Source organism: Pedobacter chitinilyticus (assembly GCF_003313385.1).
Taxonomy (GTDB): Bacteria; Bacteroidota; Bacteroidia; order Sphingobacteriales; family Sphingobacteriaceae; genus Pedobacter; species Pedobacter chitinilyticus.
Window position 1 is genome coordinate 621,872 of sequence record NZ_QMHN01000002.1, and the last position, 17,537, is coordinate 639,408.

14 protein-coding genes are annotated in these 17,537 nt (G+C 38.5%); 5 read left to right on the forward strand and 9 right to left on the reverse strand.

Annotated elements, in window-relative coordinates; translation table 11 throughout:
- Positions 1–87: 87 nt before the first annotated feature.
- The 3 genes from DUT70_RS09465 to DUT70_RS09475 are packed head-to-tail and all read right to left on the reverse strand — an operon-like array spanning position 88 to position 2,468.
- A complete protein-coding gene (locus tag DUT70_RS09465) occupies positions 88–1,068 on the reverse strand; it encodes a LiaF transmembrane domain-containing protein (protein ID WP_113647073.1) in 981 nt (326 codons plus the stop codon).
- Positions 1,069–1,099: 31 nt separating this feature from the next.
- Entirely contained in the window at positions 1,100–1,762 is a 663-nt protein-coding gene (locus DUT70_RS09470) for a PspC domain-containing protein (RefSeq protein ID WP_113647074.1), read from the reverse strand.
- Between the two features lie 16 nt (positions 1,763–1,778).
- Positions 1,779–2,468, reverse strand: a complete 690-nt coding sequence (locus tag DUT70_RS09475; RefSeq protein ID WP_113647075.1) for an SDR family NAD(P)-dependent oxidoreductase — start codon at positions 2,466–2,468, stop codon at positions 1,779–1,781.
- A 137-nt stretch (positions 2,469–2,605) separates the two neighbouring features.
- Here DUT70_RS09475 and DUT70_RS09480 point away from each other — a divergent pair, with 137 nt between their 5' ends.
- From DUT70_RS09480 to DUT70_RS09490, 3 genes are all read left to right on the forward strand, one after another.
- Positions 2,606–3,340, forward strand: coding sequence for an MlaE family ABC transporter permease (locus DUT70_RS09480; protein WP_113647076.1), 735 nt, complete (start codon positions 2,606–2,608; stop codon positions 3,338–3,340).
- Complete coding sequence (locus DUT70_RS09485) at positions 3,337–4,089, forward strand: ABC transporter ATP-binding protein (RefSeq protein WP_113647077.1); 753 nt, start codon at positions 3,337–3,339, stop codon at positions 4,087–4,089. The genes DUT70_RS09480 and DUT70_RS09485 overlap by 4 nt, the downstream gene beginning before the upstream one ends.
- 139 nt (positions 4,090–4,228) lie before the next feature.
- Positions 4,229–5,113 (forward strand): class I SAM-dependent methyltransferase, encoded by an 885-nt coding sequence (locus DUT70_RS09490; protein WP_113647078.1) that lies wholly within the window; start codon positions 4,229–4,231, stop codon positions 5,111–5,113.
- 142 nt (positions 5,114–5,255) lie between these two features.
- Here the strand turns inward: DUT70_RS09490 and DUT70_RS09495 are convergent, their stop codons facing one another.
- Both DUT70_RS09495 and DUT70_RS09500 read right to left on the reverse strand, forming a co-directional pair.
- The gene (locus tag DUT70_RS09495; protein WP_113647079.1) at positions 5,256–6,329 is read right to left on the reverse strand and encodes an HmuY family protein; all 1,074 of its coding nucleotides are present in this window, start codon (positions 6,327–6,329) and stop codon (positions 5,256–5,258) included.
- 38 nt (positions 6,330–6,367) lie between these two features.
- The gene (locus DUT70_RS09500; protein WP_113647080.1) at positions 6,368–8,662 is read right to left on the reverse strand and encodes a TonB-dependent receptor; all 2,295 of its coding nucleotides are present in this window, start codon (positions 8,660–8,662) and stop codon (positions 6,368–6,370) included.
- Positions 8,663–8,978: 316 nt separating this feature from the next.
- On the opposite strand from DUT70_RS09500, the gene DUT70_RS09505 reads away from it, so the two are divergent.
- Positions 8,979–10,028 (forward strand): hypothetical protein, encoded by a 1,050-nt coding sequence (locus DUT70_RS09505; RefSeq protein ID WP_113647081.1) that lies wholly within the window; start codon positions 8,979–8,981, stop codon positions 10,026–10,028.
- A 355-nt stretch (positions 10,029–10,383) separates the two neighbouring features.
- Here the strand turns inward: DUT70_RS09505 and DUT70_RS09510 are convergent, their stop codons facing one another.
- The 4 genes from DUT70_RS09510 to DUT70_RS09525 all read right to left on the reverse strand — a co-directional run bounded on the left by DUT70_RS09510 (position 10,384) and on the right by DUT70_RS09525 (position 16,104).
- Positions 10,384–11,463: an acyl-CoA dehydrogenase family protein gene (locus tag DUT70_RS09510; RefSeq protein ID WP_113647082.1), complete on the reverse strand. Its 1,080-nt coding sequence runs from the start codon at positions 11,461–11,463 to the stop codon at positions 10,384–10,386.
- 44 nt (positions 11,464–11,507) lie between these two features.
- Complete coding sequence (pnuC, locus tag DUT70_RS09515) at positions 11,508–12,131, reverse strand: nicotinamide riboside transporter PnuC (RefSeq protein ID WP_113647083.1); 624 nt, start codon at positions 12,129–12,131, stop codon at positions 11,508–11,510.
- A 487-nt stretch (positions 12,132–12,618) separates the two neighbouring features.
- Complete coding sequence (locus DUT70_RS09520; protein WP_113647084.1) at positions 12,619–13,038, reverse strand: hypothetical protein; 420 nt, start codon at positions 13,036–13,038, stop codon at positions 12,619–12,621.
- Positions 13,039–13,176: 138 nt separating this feature from the next.
- Positions 13,177–16,104: a DNA gyrase/topoisomerase IV subunit A gene (locus tag DUT70_RS09525; protein WP_113647085.1), complete on the reverse strand. Its 2,928-nt coding sequence runs from the start codon at positions 16,102–16,104 to the stop codon at positions 13,177–13,179.
- A 445-nt stretch (positions 16,105–16,549) separates the two neighbouring features.
- Here DUT70_RS09525 and DUT70_RS09530 point away from each other — a divergent pair, with 445 nt between their 5' ends.
- Positions 16,550–17,383, forward strand: a complete 834-nt coding sequence (locus DUT70_RS09530; protein WP_113647086.1) for an aspartyl protease family protein — start codon at positions 16,550–16,552, stop codon at positions 17,381–17,383.
- The last annotated feature ends 154 nt before the right edge of the window (positions 17,384–17,537 follow it).

The following is a 17,537-nucleotide window of genomic DNA, read 5'->3' on the forward strand; positions in this document are numbered from 1 at the left end:
ATCAATAAATCAAAAGGCCTGCGACGATGATCATCATTGCGGGCCTTTTAGCTTTTCACTTTCAACTTTAAACTATCAACTCTTAACTTAATAAGTGTCCACTTCAAAGTTGCTCAAACCGCCATCAAGAAAGATGAACACTTTATTTTTAGAAGTTTGATAATTAGGTGTCTCGTAGGATCCGTCGTCTTTTTTAATAAAACCTTTAAAGTCTTTTGAAGCCAAACCAGTATGCGCTTTTATTCTGCAGCCTGAGCCATGCGGCACTTTAATTTCAACATTGGCTACACCAGTTTTCACACGTACATCAGCAATAGGAACTAAATCACCTACTTTGATTTTTACATCGGCTGCACCGCCATCAAAACTAACGCTTCTTACTTTGTATTTGGTTAAATCAAAATCTATTTCGCCTGCTCCCATGGATAGATTCATGGTCCAAATTGGTTGCGTATTTAAGCGAACATTTACCTCATTGCCTCCAGTATTAAACGACCAGTTGTCTTTGTCTCTGCCTCTACGCTTATCGCTCATTTTAAACGTCAAGGTATTGGTGCTATCGGTAGTGGTTTTTGTTAAAGAGAAATTACCTCTTCTTTTGTTTACACTGGCTTCGAACAAGCTATCGGTAGTTTCATCCAATTTAAAAGAAGTACCACCTCCAGATAGGTTCAGTACCGTTTTCTTGGTAGAGTCTGCAGCATTATAAACTTCTGCAAACTTCATCCCTTCGTAACTGGTGCTACTTGTATCGTTATCATCCCAGTCTATGTTGGCTTCAATATCTTTATCTTTCCAAAAGTTCAACCAATTACGGCTCTGAGGTCTTTCTTGTCCTCTAACAAACAAGAAAACTAAAGTAATGATCAGTATGCCTAACGAAACAACACTGCCTGTTTGCGAGCCATTTCTGTTCAAAAGCATATTAACGCCACCAATAATTAGGAATATTGGCCAAAAGCCCCAAACGTTTCTCCAGTAAAACTCGATCACATTTAAATTATCTAGCAAGAGCACACCGCCTACAAAAAGCAGCACCACTCCCCATATTATTCTTTCGTATTTCATTTCAGTTGGTTTTAAGATAATGCCCAAATAATTATGCTTGGGTGTTGTTTGAATTATTTTCTTCGGTTGTACCAGTTGATGCTGGTGCATCTGTTGGCTGTTCTGTTTTACGTTGGGCTTCCTCGGTAGTTTTCTTAAAGTTTTCCCATTCGTTTTTACGCTGGTTTCTAAAAATAAGACTGATCCCAAGTGCTACGATTGCCAAAGGCCAAAGTTTATATATATGGAAGATATTGAACCAGTGTGGAACCAAACCTAATTGTCTCATTAAAAAGTAAACGCCCAACACTAATAGGATTAAGCCTACTACAGTTTTACCAGTATCATTTCCTTTCATTTTTTGCGGGGTTTCAAATTTGGTGAAGGCATCTGCATTTTGGGTATTCCATTTGGTTTGTGCCGTTTCTTGTTGGGTATCCGCAAAAGCCTCTGGCGAATTAAATACCGAACCGCCTTGAGGATTGTACTTATAAAAATCGTTAAACTGTTTAAATTTAACTGCTGGATCATTATTTACGGGTGCTACAATCCATAAAATAATATAAGCCAATACACCACTGCCTGCCAAAAATATGGTGGTAAGCACAAACAGCAGCCTTACAATGGTCACATCTATCTGCATGTAATCTGCCAATCCAGATGCCACCCCTGCCACTGTTTTATCGTGTTCGTTTCTATATAGTTTCTTTTCCATTTTTTTATTCTCCTTTCTAAAAATTTAAAGGCTTTAGCACCAGTTCATCCACGTTTGCACCATCACTAAGTTTTAAAATGGTGCCAATGGCTTTGGCTATGTCTTCTGATTGCACAAACTTATTTTGATCGAGTGTTGTTCCTTCCCACGATGCCGTATAAGTTGAGCCTGGAATAATTGCCGTAACCTTTACGTGATACGATGCTAATTCGCTTCGCAATACATGATTAAGACTTAGCATCGCTGCTTTTGTTACACTATAGCTTCCTGCATTTTCAACAGGCATTTTACTTGCTACCGAGCAGATATTAAAAATATGGCCGAATCCTTGGCTACGCATCTGTACACCAATATGTTTACCTAAATAGTAGGCTGCATTTACATTCACATTTTGTTGCAGCTCAAAAGCTTCATCGGTCTCGTCCAACAAACTTCCTGGTTTAAATATGCCAACGTTATTTACCAAAACATGTACCTGCGGCGCAAAAGCCAAAGCCTTTTGAATAAAATGAAGTACTTCTTCCTTTTTGCCCATATCGGCCTTGATGGCCAATACGTCTACACCAAAACTGTTCAATTCATTCGCCAATTCCTGTAATTCTTCGCCATTGCGCGCACAGGCAATAATATCATAGCCACTTTGTGCCAGTTCAATAGCCACCGCCTTGCCTATTCCTTTGGTTGCACCAGTTATAATTGCTTTCATCTAATTCTATTTTAATCCCTGCAAAAAAGGCAATAATATTTCAATCGAGAATATTTTTTCAATAAATAAGTCCTGCCAGAACATTTTTGTTGTTTCTTTGTATAATATTGAGTTAACTTAAACAAATTGTTTATTAGATGAATTTTACCAATTTTGGCCGATATATTTTACTGCTAAAAGCCGCTTTTAAAAGGCCTGAAAAATGGAAGATATATATGAAAGCTATCTTTCAACAGATGGACTTCATTGGCGTAGGTTCTCTTGGACTAATCAGTATCATTTCTACTTTTATTGGAGCGGTAATGACTTTACAGATTGCTTTCCAGTTGGTGAGCGATTTTATTCCCAAAACTATCATTGGTTCTGTAAACCGCGACTCTACCATCTTAGAACTTAGCCCAACCATTAGTGCTATTGTCTTGGCTGGTAAAATTGGCTCCGCCATTTCTTCTGAAATCGGAACCATGAGGGTAACTGAACAAATTGATGCCCTTGAAATTATGGGGATCAATGCGCCTGGATATTTAATCCTTCCTAAAATATTGGCGGGTATTACTATGGTGCCTATGTTGGTGATCATTTCTATGGTATTGAGTATCACTGGTGGATATTTGGGCGGTACTTTATCTGGTGCGGTTTCTCCTACAGAATATATCCAAGGGATTACTACCGATTTTAATCCATTTACCATTGCGGTAGCCTTAGTTAAAGCTTTTGTTTTTGGTTTTATCATTACTTCTGTACCTGCCTACGAAGGTTTTTACGTAAAAGGCGGCGCATTAGAAGTAGCACAAGCGAGTACAAGAGCTGTTGTGGTAAGCTGTATCAGTATTTTAGCGTGTGACTACCTTGTAACTGGTTTAATGTTATGATTGAGATTAAGGACATCCATAAATCGTTTGGCGACAACGAAGTTTTAAGAGGAATTTCGGGCAAGTTTCAACCAGGCATCACCAACTTGATTATCGGTGGATCTGGTTCTGGAAAAACTACCCTACTTAAATGTATGATTGGCTTACACCATCCTGAACAAGGCAGTGTTACTTATGATGGCAGAGATTTTACGCAGCTAAATACGGAAGAGCGTATTGAAATCAGAAAAGAAATTGGAATGTTGTTTCAAGGTTCTGCCCTTTTTGATTCGATGACGGTAGAAGAAAACATCATGTTCCCGTTGAATATGTTCACTGATCAATCTAGAAGCGAGAAACTTGACCGTGTCAACTTTTGTTTAGACAGGGTAAATCTGGAAGGTAAGAACAAACTTTTCCCTGCAGAACTTTCAGGAGGAATGAAAAAGCGTGTAGGGATTGCCAGAGCAATTGCCATGAACCCTAAGTATCTTTTCTGCGATGAACCAAACTCTGGTCTAGATCCTAAGACTTCCATCGTAATTGATGAACTGATTAAGGAAATTACTGAAGAGTATAACACCACTACCGTAGTAGTTACCCACGATATGAACTCGGTAATGGGCATTGGCGACTATATCATGTTCCTGCATCAGGGCAAAAAGTTTTGGGAAGGTTCAAACAAGGAAATTGCCAAAACCGATATCGCAGAACTGAACGATTTTGTTTTTGCAAGCCGCTTCATGAAGGCCGCTAAAGACAAATTTTAAAATTCTTATCTTTGCCTGCTGCCGTTATTTCTAACGCAAGTAAGAAATGAAGGAAAAGCTTAGCTAATTCCTTAAATTGCGAACTAGCTAGCAGCATAGTATGGGGTATGTAATACCTCTTTAAAAACCATTCCATTACATGATACAACTGCTTAACCCTACCCACTGGAAAGATTACGAACTGATTGACTGCGGCGATTTTGAAAAATTAGAACGCTTTGGCAATCTTGTACTCTCAAGGCCCGAACCTCAAGCAGTTTGGAAAAAAGTTTTATCGCCAGAAGAATGGAAAAAAAGAGCGCACATTACCTTTAGAGGCCGCTCTGCCACGAGTGGCGATTGGGTGAAGCATCAAAAAAATGCGCCTGACCGTTGGAATGTGAATTATCAAAATGACGAAATTAGTATTAACCTGCGTTTGGGATTAACTTCTTTTAAACATGTGGGTGTTTTCCCTGAGCAAGCGGTAAACTGGGATTATATCTCTTCGTCTATCAAAAAATTTAAAACACCTAGTCCCAAAGTACTTAATCTGTTTGCATATACTGGAGCTGCATCGTTAGCGGCCAAAGCGGCAGGTGCCGATACTACCCACGTGGACTCGATTAGACAAGTAGTGACTTGGGCCGCAGAAAACCAAGAGCTTTCTAATCTTAAAGATGTCCGTTGGGTAGTAGAAGATGCTTTGAAGTTTGTAAAACGCGAGCTTAAACGTGGCAAAAAATACAATGGTATTATTTTAGATCCCCCAGCTTATGGACACGGTCCAAATGGCGAGAAGTGGAAACTGGAAGATCACATCCAAGAAATGATGCAGGATGTGGTGCAACTTTTAGATCCAGAGGAGCATTTTCTGATCTTGAATACCTATTCATTAGGTTTTTCTTCGGTGATTGTAGAGAACCTGATTAAAACTTCATTTCCACAGGTAAAAAACTTGGAATGTGGTGAGCTGTTCTTACAGGCAACTTCAGGCATCAAATTACCGTTGGGCGTATTTGGAAAATTTAGAACTAATTCATAACAAATTTGTCATTCCGACAATAGGAGGAATCTCCAAAAGATCAGTTGTTATTCTATAAACAACATATCACTAAAAAAGAGAAGCCTCCACATCCATGGAGGCCTTCCCTAAACAAAACAAACTATTAATAATTGATACTAACCTAAGCTTTTTTAACCAGCTTGTACTCGATCACTGGTTTGCCACGAGTACCGCCATCTGATCCAACTCCCATACTTACAAACTTCAATTTGTAAACATTTCCTGCGGCATCTTTAATTAAATAAAAACGATCCATTTTAATACCTGTACCAGTAGTTACTCTCCAGTTTTCACCAATCAAATTGCTTTTCGAAGAGAAAGTAATATTAGTCAAATCAGATGCAGAGAAATCAGCGTAAGATTTTGTAGCAACCAATACTTCTGCTGATGTAGCTCCACCTAAAGTATTCGTGAAAACTAAATCAGAAAAACCGTACAGATATTGACTTGGAGCAGTGCCTCCATAGTATAATGACCAAGTCCAAACGATATCCCAATTTGCTTTTTCAGGTTCAACACTTACTACTTTGTTATCTGCCAGAGACACAAAAGAGTAATTGAATTTAGTGTCTTTAGTAATATCTAATGAGGTAAAGGTAGTGGCACTTAGCTTAGCATATTGAAGGGTATAACCTGTTCCTTTTCTAATAATCCTCACTTTAAAAACATTATCAGGACTGAATACTGCAGTATGACTCCCGCCTGCTGGGTTAATCAAATACACTTTATTCTCACTATCAGTAGCTGATATTGTGTTTATCACTGTTTTAACTGTTGCATTATTTTGCCTTGGATCATCAACTTTTAAAAATTCTGCTTCTGCAGCAGTTCCTAAGCCCACTACTAAGTTAGCCTGAACTAAATCAGCTGAAGTAACAGCGTTTAAGTCGGTTTTATTCACTACAGCAGCTGAAGCACCATTATGTGCATTTAGCACCACTTTGAAATCTGAACCTGTATAAAATCCCAAAGTCCACGAGCTTCTAAGCGCCGTACTTTGCTTATCTGCACTTAAGTCTATATAAACACTGTTAGCAGCGGAAGAACCTGCTTCACTAGCGGCAATCCCATTTAAAGTCATCGTACTTCCATCAGAAACAGGAACAATAATTTCTGGTTCTTTGTCATCTTTTTTACAAGCTGTAAAGGTAAATGCTAAAAGAGCCACGGCCATCATTGAATTAATCTTATTCATTACTTTGATAATTTATTTAGTTATTAGTTATTTACACGTTAATATTTGTCCCAGTTAAAAGCTAAGCCCAACACATAAGAGCGACCATAACTGTAAGGTACCACCCCACCACCTGAACTGTGAGCTCCGCCACTCGCTGTGGCAGTATTGGTGAGCGTAGTAATGTCAAACAGGTTTTTAACCCCGGCATTCAGCATCAAATACTTGTTAATGGTTTTATTGATCATCAAATCTGTCCAAGTAAAACTGCCCACTTTCGCCAACCTCACTTCATTAGGGTTAGCACTGTTGATTTGATAGCTTGGACGACTACCAGTATGTTTAAAGGCTAAACTAACGGAGCCCTTAATTTTAGGTAGCGTGTAGATGACGTTACTGAAAAACTCAGGTGTCCATGAAAATTGAGGAACTTCATCTCCAAAGCTTCCTTGGGTCAGCTCATTATACCTTCCGATATAAGAGAAACCTAAGTTCAATTGCAGATCTCTATAATTGAAGGTATTGTCTAGAGAAAAACCTGTGGTTTTATATTTACTGATGTTAATTAGGGTAGTTACGGTAGGGTCATTTTCGTATTGCCCATACTCTATTCTGTCATAAAAGTGGTTGTAAAAACCTGCTAAGGTTGTAGTGAATTGCAAATTGCTTTTGCGAATTGCACTCCAAGTCAAGGAAGCATCAAAGCTGTTAGATTTCTCAGCCTTTAAGTTTTCATTCCCCATAATGGAGTGACTGGCATCAAAGAAGTCGAAATAAAGCTCTCTTAAAGCAGGCGCCCTGAAGCCACGACCATATCCAACCCGTAAATCAAGTTGTTGGGTTAAGTTTAACATAGCATTTAAAGAGGGTACTGCTGCTGGTGCATCATACACAGAGTTTTTAATTAACCTTACCGCAGGGCGAAGTTTCAACACCGTTAAAGGTTTAATTTCTGCCGAAGCAAAAAAGGCGTAGTCATTAATTACAGGATCACCTTTAATACGTTGGCCAGAAGCACCTTCTCTATTGATCTCAACTCCTGGTTGCACGGCAATTAGATCTGAAATTCTGTACTGCAAAGTGGCTCTAAACAAGGTAGCATTAAATTTTGCTACGTCTTGTTCGCCAGCACCAGTAGTCAAGCTTTCGGCACCAGTTGCAAAATTGTATTGAGTAGTTTTGGTCTTACGTTGTAAGTTAGTATAGCCTCCAACCATGGTTAGGCTCAATTTTTTATTAAAATTCCAATTGGCGTGTAACTGGTTGTTAAGTCTATCTGTAGTATAAGTTTGGGTCACTACAGTGTAGTTAGGATTAATCCCTCCTCTCGAAGTAATGTCTTCATTTACAAAATCGGCACGGTACCAGATATTAAATTTGGCATTGGTATAACCTACACGTGCATTTGCTAAATACTGATCTTTAGGTTTCCAAAATTGTATAGCATTCACCTCATCTCGGGTAGCTGTTTTGGAGGGTACGTTCCATCCGCCAAAGGTGTTATTAGAAAAACCTGCCATTGCACTCCAGCCATTGTTTTGCCAGTTTACGCTTACATTTTTATTGTGGTTACCTTTTCCGTTGAATGCCTCATATTCATTACCAGCAGTTTCTTCTTGTATACGAGCAGAAACGCCAAACCTAGCACCGCTTTTCCCTTTAGTAATGATATTGATCACTCCTGCCAATGCGTCGGTACCATATACCACAGACATCGGACCTTCTACTATTTCAATCCGTTCAACCGTATTGATATCAATTTGGTTAAGCGCCTCCTTTAAATCTGAACGATCAACCAAAGGCACCCCATCCAATAATATTTTCACATTACGGCCCGACATGCCCATCATTTCCACATTGGAAACGCCCAAAGTAAGGTCATTACTGAAACGGAAACCAAATTCTGTATTTAAAATTTGTTGGATATTGGTTGCTGCACGAAGTTTGATTTTCTCCGCATTGATCGTCCTTACTTTGTAGACTGCATTTTTCATAGACTGCGGTTCATACTGACCAGTAACCACAACCTCATTAAGCTCGTAAGATTTTTCTTTGATGGTGATGGTCGCTAAAACTTTATCAACAGCCGCTTCAACCGCAACCTCTTGCTCTTGGTGAGAAACACTAGATTTGATTACAAGTACCGAATTGCCCGCAGGAGCCGAAATGGCAAAGACACCTTCTCTATCTGTATAAGCTACGTTTTTTGTGTTTTTGATCGACAAAGACAATCCCCAAGCAGGGAGCCCATCAGCTGTTAAAATTTTGCCATGCAATTTTACTGTTTGCTCTTGCGCTAAAGCGAAGTTCAAACCTAAAATGAAAGTAAGGGCTAGGAGTAAAGTATTTTTCACCGACTATTTAGAATAATTATAAATAATTGCGCAATATTAATTATTTATTTAGACTAATTACAAATAAATATAAAAGTTTTTTGAACCCCTTATTTTAATTCACTGAAAAACATCTATTTTAGGGAGATGATTTAATCAGTACGCATGTTGATAAGTTAGATCAACTACTTGTAATAAATGATGTACTTTTGGCATATTGGAAAAATCTAACAGAATTGTATGACCATTATGTTGGCAACATTGTTAAGAGGATAAACCTTGCTCAAGAGCAATAAAACAACATAATAGCTTTACCAAATTGAAAAAATTATTAAGGATGAGAATCACGAAGATCGCAAGTATGATCTTGGTAGCAGGAGCTACCATCTGTACATTTGCCTACTGTACTTCTGACGCGAAGGATAAAAACGGGAAACAAACTGCTAAAACCGACTCTACTGGTGTAGCCACCGAAGAAGAGGAAGCAAATTTGCGTACGCCTGTAGATACCGCTAAATATAACGAATTGGTAAAAACAAATGCCAATGGTGATACTACTGGTAAATGGCCTGTAAAAAATCAACCTATTCCTTTGGATGGCGCTATTTTACCTTTCAAACGCATTGTTGCTTATTATGGCAACCTTTACTCTAAAAAAATGGGTGCTTTAGGTGAATACGAACCAAAAACCATGTTGAGTATGTTGGATAAAGAGGTGGCTAAATGGGAAAAAGCTGACCCTAGCACTCCTGTACAACCTGCCTTACATTACATTGCCGTAGTAGCGGCTGGTGATCCAGGTAAAGATGGTAAATACAGAAACCGCATGCCATTTAAACACATCGATTCGGTATTGGCTATTGCTAAGATGCGTAAAAACATGATTGTGTTTTTAGATATCCAAGTAGCGCTAAGCACTATTCAAACTGAACTGCCGCTATTGGAAAAATACTTGTTAATGCCTAATGTACACTTGGGAATCGACCCAGAGTTTTCTATGAAAGGTGGTGTTTTACCAGGCAGAAAAATTGGCACTTATGATGCTAGTGACATCAATTATGTTTCTGGTTACCTAGCTGATTTGGTAAAGAAAAACAATTTACCGCCGAAGGTTTTTGTAGTACACCGTTTTACAAAAAAAATGGTGACCAACTCACAAAACATCAAATTACGCCCAGAAGTTCAAGTGGTAATGCACATGGATGGCTGGGGCGAACCTGATTTGAAATTAGGCACTTATCGCCACTTTATTTACAGTGAGCCAGTACAGTTCACTGGTTTCAAACTATTCTATAAAAACGATTTGAAAAAAGCTCCTAACAGGTTAATGACTCCAGAAGAACTTGTTAAATTAAAACCGCGACCAATCTACATACAATATCAATAAGTCGGATGACTTGTTGGATCAGGGTGTCGAAAAGAAGTTTGTCGCTATTTGGTTAATAGTGTAATGAAACTCCTTTTTGGACACCCTTTTCTTTTACCTTATACTATGTTGTCATTTCGAATGAAGTAAAACGAAATCAGAAATCTCTTTAAACCTAAATTTGCTTCATTTAATTAAAAATTTAACCACATAGGGGTGTTTTCGCCAATTATAGCTGATATTAAATACCTATCCTCCTTTACCGCCTGTGCGGAAATGACATTAGGAGTCTTACACAAAAGTAGAGATCTCTCACTACGTTCGAGATGACAAAAAATGGAATGATGCTACGATGAAAGGAACGTTCTCCCCAAGACTAAAAAGTCAATAAAGCATGTTGACTTGCGGTATGCAAATCTCTCCAAACCCTATTTAATTCTGTTTCTTTTTTAGCTGCTTCTAAACCCGCATAAGGATAAAGCGTATCTACAATACTTCTGGATTGATGTGATAACTCCCTACTCAATCGGCTCACTTCTTTTAACACCGCTTCCTCTATCTTTCCGTTATTGATCAACTGATGCCAAGAAAGATCAAACGCTTCATAAAAATGATCGCGAATGGTAGATAAGGTATGTTTACCCTTGGCAAGTTCCTGCTCAAAATAAGTGACCTGTTCTGGACTATAACGTTTAAAACCTGAGCGGTTGAAGAAACTCTCCCCCACTAAATCCACAAACCTACGAGCCATCCCCAAATTGTTTACCGTTAAAGTAGTTTCGGCCAATTGCAGAAAAGGGTAATTGAACCCTTCATCAGCCACTTTGATTTCTGTATTGATTTTAAATGAGCGATTGGCGGGAACTTCAACATCATGCACATCAAAGGCATGACTTCCAGTAGCCACTAATCCAAAATAAGACCAGCCCGATAAAATCTCTACTTCATCTCTTTTTAAAATAAATGACTCGATGATAGGGTTCTCCTCCTCGTCAAACAAATTGTTTCCCTGTTCATCCTGCAACAAACAATTAGCAGTAAAAATAGTGGCGTGTAACGCTCCACTCGCATATTTCCAATGCCCGTTAATACGATAACCTTCTTTTGTTTTTTGTGCGGTACCACCAACTGCTCCACTACCCGCAAAACAAACTTTTCTATCCGCAAAAATCTCTTCGGCCAGTGTTGGATCCAAGAAACCAGCAAACCAAGCGGCACCACTACACAAAGTTACGGTCCATGCGGTACTCCCATCCACATAGGCTAAATCTTCCTCTATCCTTAAAATTTCAGGAAGTTTTTTTCCTGGTCCACCATAGGCTTTAGGAACATAGAGTTTAAACCACTCCTGTTCGTAAGCTATTTCCAAAATATCGGGATGTAGCTCGCCCATTGCTTCTGATTGTGGGGCCAATGCCAAAATAGCTTCTTGCCAAGTTTGTGTGAATTGTTCCATATTCTTAAGTTGAATATTGTAAAGTTGAAATGTTATGAGCGGGGTTAATTGGAAACTGTTAACTGCCTTTTGTATATCTTCTTCCAGTCGAAATAGCCGAATATGGCAACGATGAACAGGAATAAAGTAAGCAGCGCAAACATCACAAAGTTTTTATGCCACATTAACGGAATGGCAACAATGTTCGACACGTTGAGAAAAATCCAGTTTTCTATTTTACGACGTGCCAATAGCCACATGCCCGCCCAAGCAGTTGAAGAAACAAAGGCATCTAAAATAGGCACATCAGAATTGGTGAAATGAACCAAGGCAAAATACAGCACAAAATATCCACCAATGGCAATTGCAAAAGCAATCTGTAGTTCCTTTCTTGTAGTCCAGCTTACCGTTACCGCTTCATTTTTAGCCAAGCGTTTTGACCAAATGATCCAACCGTAAACACTCATCACCAAATAATACATGCTCAATAAACTTTCGGCATATAACCTGGCGTTAAGCTTCAAATAAAGCGACAATAGAATACCGATAATCCCAGCTGGATATAGCCAAATGTTATTGCGTTTTGCCAATAGCACTTCCGTTACGCCAAAACCTACAGCAAACCACTCTAGATATGAAGTTGCCTTTACTTGCTCCACAAACAAACGGAGCATTTCCTGAATTTCCATTCTCAATACATTTTTACCACAGGGCAATTAAAAAATCATTGAAAACTGTTTTCAGGGCGAAACAGTAAACGGCTTAAACCTCTTTTATTTTATCCCTACGTCGGTATTATCCGCATCAGGTGCGTTTTAAAGCTAAAAGTTGAAAGTAATAAGTTAAAATTGCGAAAATGCTGTTTTTAACGTTCAACTTTAAACTCAAAAACTGGGTATAATCTCAGCCTGTTAGTTATTGGGTAATTAACAAGCACCCCTTTGAGTAAGGCAAAGATATAAAAATATGGCATTGGAGCCTTATGAAGTTTGAAAGATATCTGCTAAAGCTTACTGAGTCGTTGAAATAGTATTCGACAAACTCAGACTGACAAACAAAAGTGAATTGGAGACTTATGGAGTTTAATTTTAGTTATTTTTTTTTAAAATTAAAGTTGAGGGCTTCGCCGTTTGAAAACTTCATAAGTTTATCTAATCAAAAATTAGGTTTTAAATTCTAACGACCTGTAGTTCTTAAATTTCCTCCAACTGGAGGAGGATTTCCACGTCCTCCAATACCATCGAAATTAAAATATCTGAATTTATATTCATTATCGACAATTAATGTAACGTCAGCCTCTATTTGGTTAGATTTGGCATACAGTATGAATTTATAGTATTGACCGTTAAAGGATATGAATTTAATCTCGTTGATTTCTCCCATCATCATCCCATAGACCATCTTCATATTTTTTGTGAAACTGTCTAAACTAACTTTATCCTTATAAAATGGGGCATACAAATCATATGCTTTTTGATAATCTTGTTTATTGAAACAAGCTACCCATTGTTTTAAGACGTTGTCCACTTTTTTATTTTGAGCACACAAGCTGAAACTAATCAGGGAAAACAACGCTACAAAAATTATTTTTTTCATTTCTATTTAAAAGTACTTTCAATTAATCGCGTGATCAGAATAGTCTTCGACAGGCTCAGACTTACGAACTAAAAAGTTAATGGGATACTAGGAGACTTACGAAGTTTCGAAAACTTCGTAAGTCTATATAAGAGTCATTTAAAACAAAGAACCCTGTCCTTTATCATCTATTTTAATATCACCAGGATTGGTAATCTCGAACGATATTTTCTTTTTCTGTACTGGCGGCTCTGCTCCTTCAGCAGCAGGTTTTTCAGATTCAGTTTTAGGTTTAACCTCTTTTACAGGTTCCTCTACCACCAAAGGCTTGGCTGCTGATTTAAAGCTTGGCTTTGCCTTTTTAGGCGCTTCTTTTGGTTTGTCCTCCCCTTCTTCTTTTGGTTCAAAAGTAGGGCTATCTTCATTCGGTTCAGGGCTTACTTCCGCTACCCGAATTTCATTCACCGTTTCTTCCGCACCGTCTTCTGGTTCCGCACCTTCTTTGCTGGGGTCAGTATGTACCTCTACCACCTCAAAATGCGAGTCTTCCAAATGGTCAATACCAATTTCTAGCTCTGCATCAACCAAAGTAATGTTCTTTACCGTATGCGGTGTTAACCTATTTCCGTTCGCTTTCCAACCTTTTACATCAATTAAGCTGGCCAATTCCAGCTCCAACGTTTCTGGTATCTTGGTTTTACCCTTTTCTACATCAACGGTTAACTTGGCATCTGCTTTACCAGTAATGAAAACCATTTTCGAACCATTTTCTTCACTGATAAAGCTCACCACTTTACCAATTGGCTGTACATCAAAAACAAATCGTTTTACGAAATAATTTTTGGCCTTGCCATCATAATGCACTACACCGTACACATGTTCAGCATTAAATTTCTGCATCAGTACAATGCCTTCGTCAAAATGGTTGTTCAGTTCAAAGGTGCTCAACTCATAAGTACCGTTACTATACACCTGCAAGATTTTATCATCGCCATCAAATTCCCCTAGATATTTACCTCTGCCATCCACATTCAGACGTTTCAAAATATCATCGTACCAAATTTTAATACCCGCCAACGTAGAAACACCCTTAGATTTTAGCAATACCTTTTTAATTGGAAATTTCACTACAATGTTACCCATCGAGCTTCGGCCCTTAATGGCAATATTGGCAAAATCAATATCAATGGCCAGTTTCTTCAACTTAGAATGAGGTTTCAACTGTACGTTAACAATCTCTGCCTCGCCATTAGGATTAGCCGTAAAGTACAGCACTTTTGAGCCTTTGGTTCCCTTGGTAAGGTCATATTCCTTATCACGAGTTACCCCAACTACCGAAAAACGTTTGATATAACTGATGCCGCTTCCGCCATCCTTATAAATCATGTTGTAAACCGTACGTTCATCGCCCTTTTTAAACACTTGGGCATGGATAATCTGCTTACCCACAAAAGTTTTATCCGATACTTTGGTCACAATAAAACGACCATCCTCACGGAACACAATAATCTCATCAATATCCGAGCAATCTCCAATATACTCGTCCTTTTTAAGGCCAGTACCAATAAAACCATCTTCACGGTTCATGTACAGTTTCACATTGGCCAAGGCTACTTTCGCAGCTTCCACCCTGTCAAATAGCCTAATTTCTGTTTTACGCTCACGGCCTTTCCCATATTTGGCTTTAATTTTCTCAAACCAAGCAATGGTGTAATCCGTTAAATGACGTAAATGGCCACGCACCGTCTTCATCTCATCCTCCAAAGCTTTCATCATTTCATCGGCCTTTTTCACATCAAAACGGGTGATGCTACTCATCGGCTTGTCGATCAGTTTCTTGAAATCTTCAGGTTGAATTTCTCGATATAAAGAAGCCTTAAATGGTTCAAACAAACGATGCAAAACTTCCACTACGGTGTCAAAATCTCCAGAGTTTTCGTACTCAGAATTTTTGTACATCCCCTCCTGGATAAAAATTTTCAATAAAGAGCTGAAAAACACCCGTTCCTGTAACTCATGCAAACGAATCTCTAATTCCTGCTTAAGTAAGGACTTGGTGAATTTCGTGTTTTGCTCTAAAATGTCGTTAACACTTAAAAAGTGAGGTTTATCATCCTTGATTACACAGGTATTTGGCGATATAGATACCTCACAATTAGTGAAAGCGTACAAGGCATCAATCGTTACATCGGGAGAAATACCAGGAGCCAAATGCACTACAATTTCAACATTGGCAGCCGTGTTATCCTCAATTTTTTTGATTTTAATTTTACCCTTATCGTTAGCCGCTAACACACTATCAATTAACGACCCAGTAGTAGTACTATATGGAACTTCGGTAATCACCAAAGTCTTTTTATCACGTTCGGTAATTTTAGCACGTACCCTAATTTTACCACCCCGCTGACCTTCGTTGTAGTTCGAAAAATCGGCCATACCACCCGTAAAAAAATCGGGCAGGATGTTACTTCTATTGCCTTTCAAAATTTCAATAGAAGCATCAATTAACTCCACAAAGTTGTGGGGCATAATTTTGGTGGCCAAACCTACGGCAATCCCCTCCGCACCCTGTGCCAGCAATAAAGGAAACTTTACAGGCAAAGTAAGCGGCTCGTTGTTACGACCATCGTAACTCAGTTGCCAAACCGTCGTATCGGCATTAAAAACTACATCGTTTGCAAATTTCGATAAACGAGCTTCAATATAACGTGGCGCAGCAGCACTATCGCCAGTAATCGGGTCGCCCCAGTTACCCTGACAATCAATCAATAGGTTTTTCTGTCCAATTTGCACCATCGCATCCCCAATAGAGGCATCCCCGTGCGGGTGGTACTTCATGGTATTACCAATCACATTGGCCGCTTTGTTAAAACGTCCATCATCCATTTCCTTTAATGAATGCATGATACGGCGCTGTACAGGCTTAAAACCGTCGTTGATATGCGGCACCGCCCTATCCAAAATTACATACGAAGCATAGTCCAAAAACCAATTTTCATACAAACCGTTGATAGGAATCACCGTGTGCTTATGTTCCTGCTCTTCGGGCAAATTGGTTTCGTTTAAATCGTCCAGTTCTTCACTCATGTGCTAAAAAAATTTTTGGGATGCGTAAATATAAGATTTGGTGCTCATTTAAAAGAGATAAGTTTTAAACAACTGCATAAAAAACCTTGTTGCAAGCACTTGCAAACAACAAATTAACACCAATTTCAAACCTGTTAAACTCAAACGAAGACTAATTATTTTTTTCTGAAAAGCAGGGTCATTCGCTCTTAACTTTCCAATGTCCCGCTTTCCGTTGCAATCTTTTTGTGGCTGTTGCTCAAACCTCACAGATTTTAAAAAAACTGTGAGGTTTCTCTAGACGAACCAAAAAGTATTTCCACTACAATCGGGTTTAATAATCAATTGCAGTGCTTTAACTTAAACCTCGTAGGTTTCTAAAGTCTCCAAATCGCAAAAAGCTAATAAAAATGCTCTATCAAAACATTAATTTTGGGCATTTAAAAATTACTTACAAAACCATTCAATGAAAAAGTTGCTCCTATTATTACTCCTTATCCCTTTTAACATCTTTGCGCAAAGCATTCCGTTTCAACTCACTCCTGCTGGGCATATTTTGGTAAAAGCCAAAATAGAAGGCAAAGAGGGCAATTTTATTTTCGACACAGGAGGTGGAATCAACTTGTTTTTTAACAACTTCGCCAAAGACCTTTCCCAACAACAAACCTATAATTTTTTCACCGCCTTTAGGGCAACTGGCGAACGCATTGACTGCCCTATTTTCTATAGCAAAGAAATCAGCTTTGGTGGAAAAAGCTTCAAGAATACGGTTTACACCACTTTCGACATGAAGATTAACGGCATTGATGGTTTAATTTCTTTACCGATGTTGGAAGACACCGACTTCATTATCGATTACAACCAGAAGCAAATCATTTTGGGAGAAATCAAGTCCACCAAAAACATTAAATCATTCGATATTCAATTAGCCACACAAGCAGATAATGCCACCGACATTTTCACTTATGTAGTGCTAAATGGCAAATACAAAATCAAAGTATTGTTAGATTCTGGTGCGGGCAGTAACTCTTTCTGGTTAAGCGATAAATTAATAACCACACTAAATTTGAATAAGGGAGCGCTTGAAACCATCGAAAAGAAAAGCGAGTTTAACGCAAATCAAATCACCAAAATATACAAAGGCTCCATTACTTCCATCTCTAATGATTATGCTACTGTAAACAACCCCAAAGTACACTTTATTGAGGGATTAATTTACGAAGGAAAAACCAGCATCAACTGGTTAGGCAACAAAATTGGTTTTAGCTTAAAGAAAAAGAAAATCTATATTTTAGATTAAGAAATGTCGAAATTACAATATGAGAGGATTTTCAGGGGCTTTCAAAAATCTAAGGTTTTATGATTTTAAATTGGTGCGGTCTAACTTTCAGATTGGAAGCTTCCAAATTTAAATCGGAAGCTTCCAAATTCAAATTGGTAACGTCCATTTTAGC

Coding starts and splice junctions, on each gene's coding strand:
- DUT70_RS09510 (WP_113647082.1), bottom strand. CDS start 11,463: ATGGAACAATTCACACAAACTTGGCAAGAAGCTATTTTGGCATTGGCC.
- DUT70_RS09480 (WP_113647076.1), top strand. CDS start 2,606: ATGAATTTTACCAATTTTGGCCGATATATTTTACTGCTAAAAGCCGCT.
- DUT70_RS09485 (WP_113647077.1), top strand. CDS start 3,337: ATGATTGAGATTAAGGACATCCATAAATCGTTTGGCGACAACGAAGTT.
- DUT70_RS09475 (WP_113647075.1), bottom strand. CDS start 2,468: ATGAAAGCAATTATAACTGGTGCAACCAAAGGAATAGGCAAGGCGGTG.
- DUT70_RS09490 (WP_113647078.1), top strand. CDS start 4,229: ATGATACAACTGCTTAACCCTACCCACTGGAAAGATTACGAACTGATT.
- DUT70_RS09465 (WP_113647073.1), bottom strand. CDS start 1,068: ATGAAATACGAAAGAATAATATGGGGAGTGGTGCTGCTTTTTGTAGGC.
- pnuC (WP_113647083.1), bottom strand. CDS start 12,131: ATGGAAATTCAGGAAATGCTCCGTTTGTTTGTGGAGCAAGTAAAGGCA.
- DUT70_RS09505 (WP_113647081.1), top strand. CDS start 8,979: ATGAGAATCACGAAGATCGCAAGTATGATCTTGGTAGCAGGAGCTACC.
- DUT70_RS09530 (WP_113647086.1), top strand. CDS start 16,550: ATGAAAAAGTTGCTCCTATTATTACTCCTTATCCCTTTTAACATCTTT.
- DUT70_RS09520 (WP_113647084.1), bottom strand. CDS start 13,038: ATGAAAAAAATAATTTTTGTAGCGTTGTTTTCCCTGATTAGTTTCAGC.
- DUT70_RS09495 (WP_113647079.1), bottom strand. CDS start 6,329: ATGAATAAGATTAATTCAATGATGGCCGTGGCTCTTTTAGCATTTACC.
- DUT70_RS09525 (WP_113647085.1), bottom strand. CDS start 16,104: ATGAGTGAAGAACTGGACGATTTAAACGAAACCAATTTGCCCGAAGAG.
- DUT70_RS09470 (WP_113647074.1), bottom strand. CDS start 1,762: ATGGAAAAGAAACTATATAGAAACGAACACGATAAAACAGTGGCAGGG.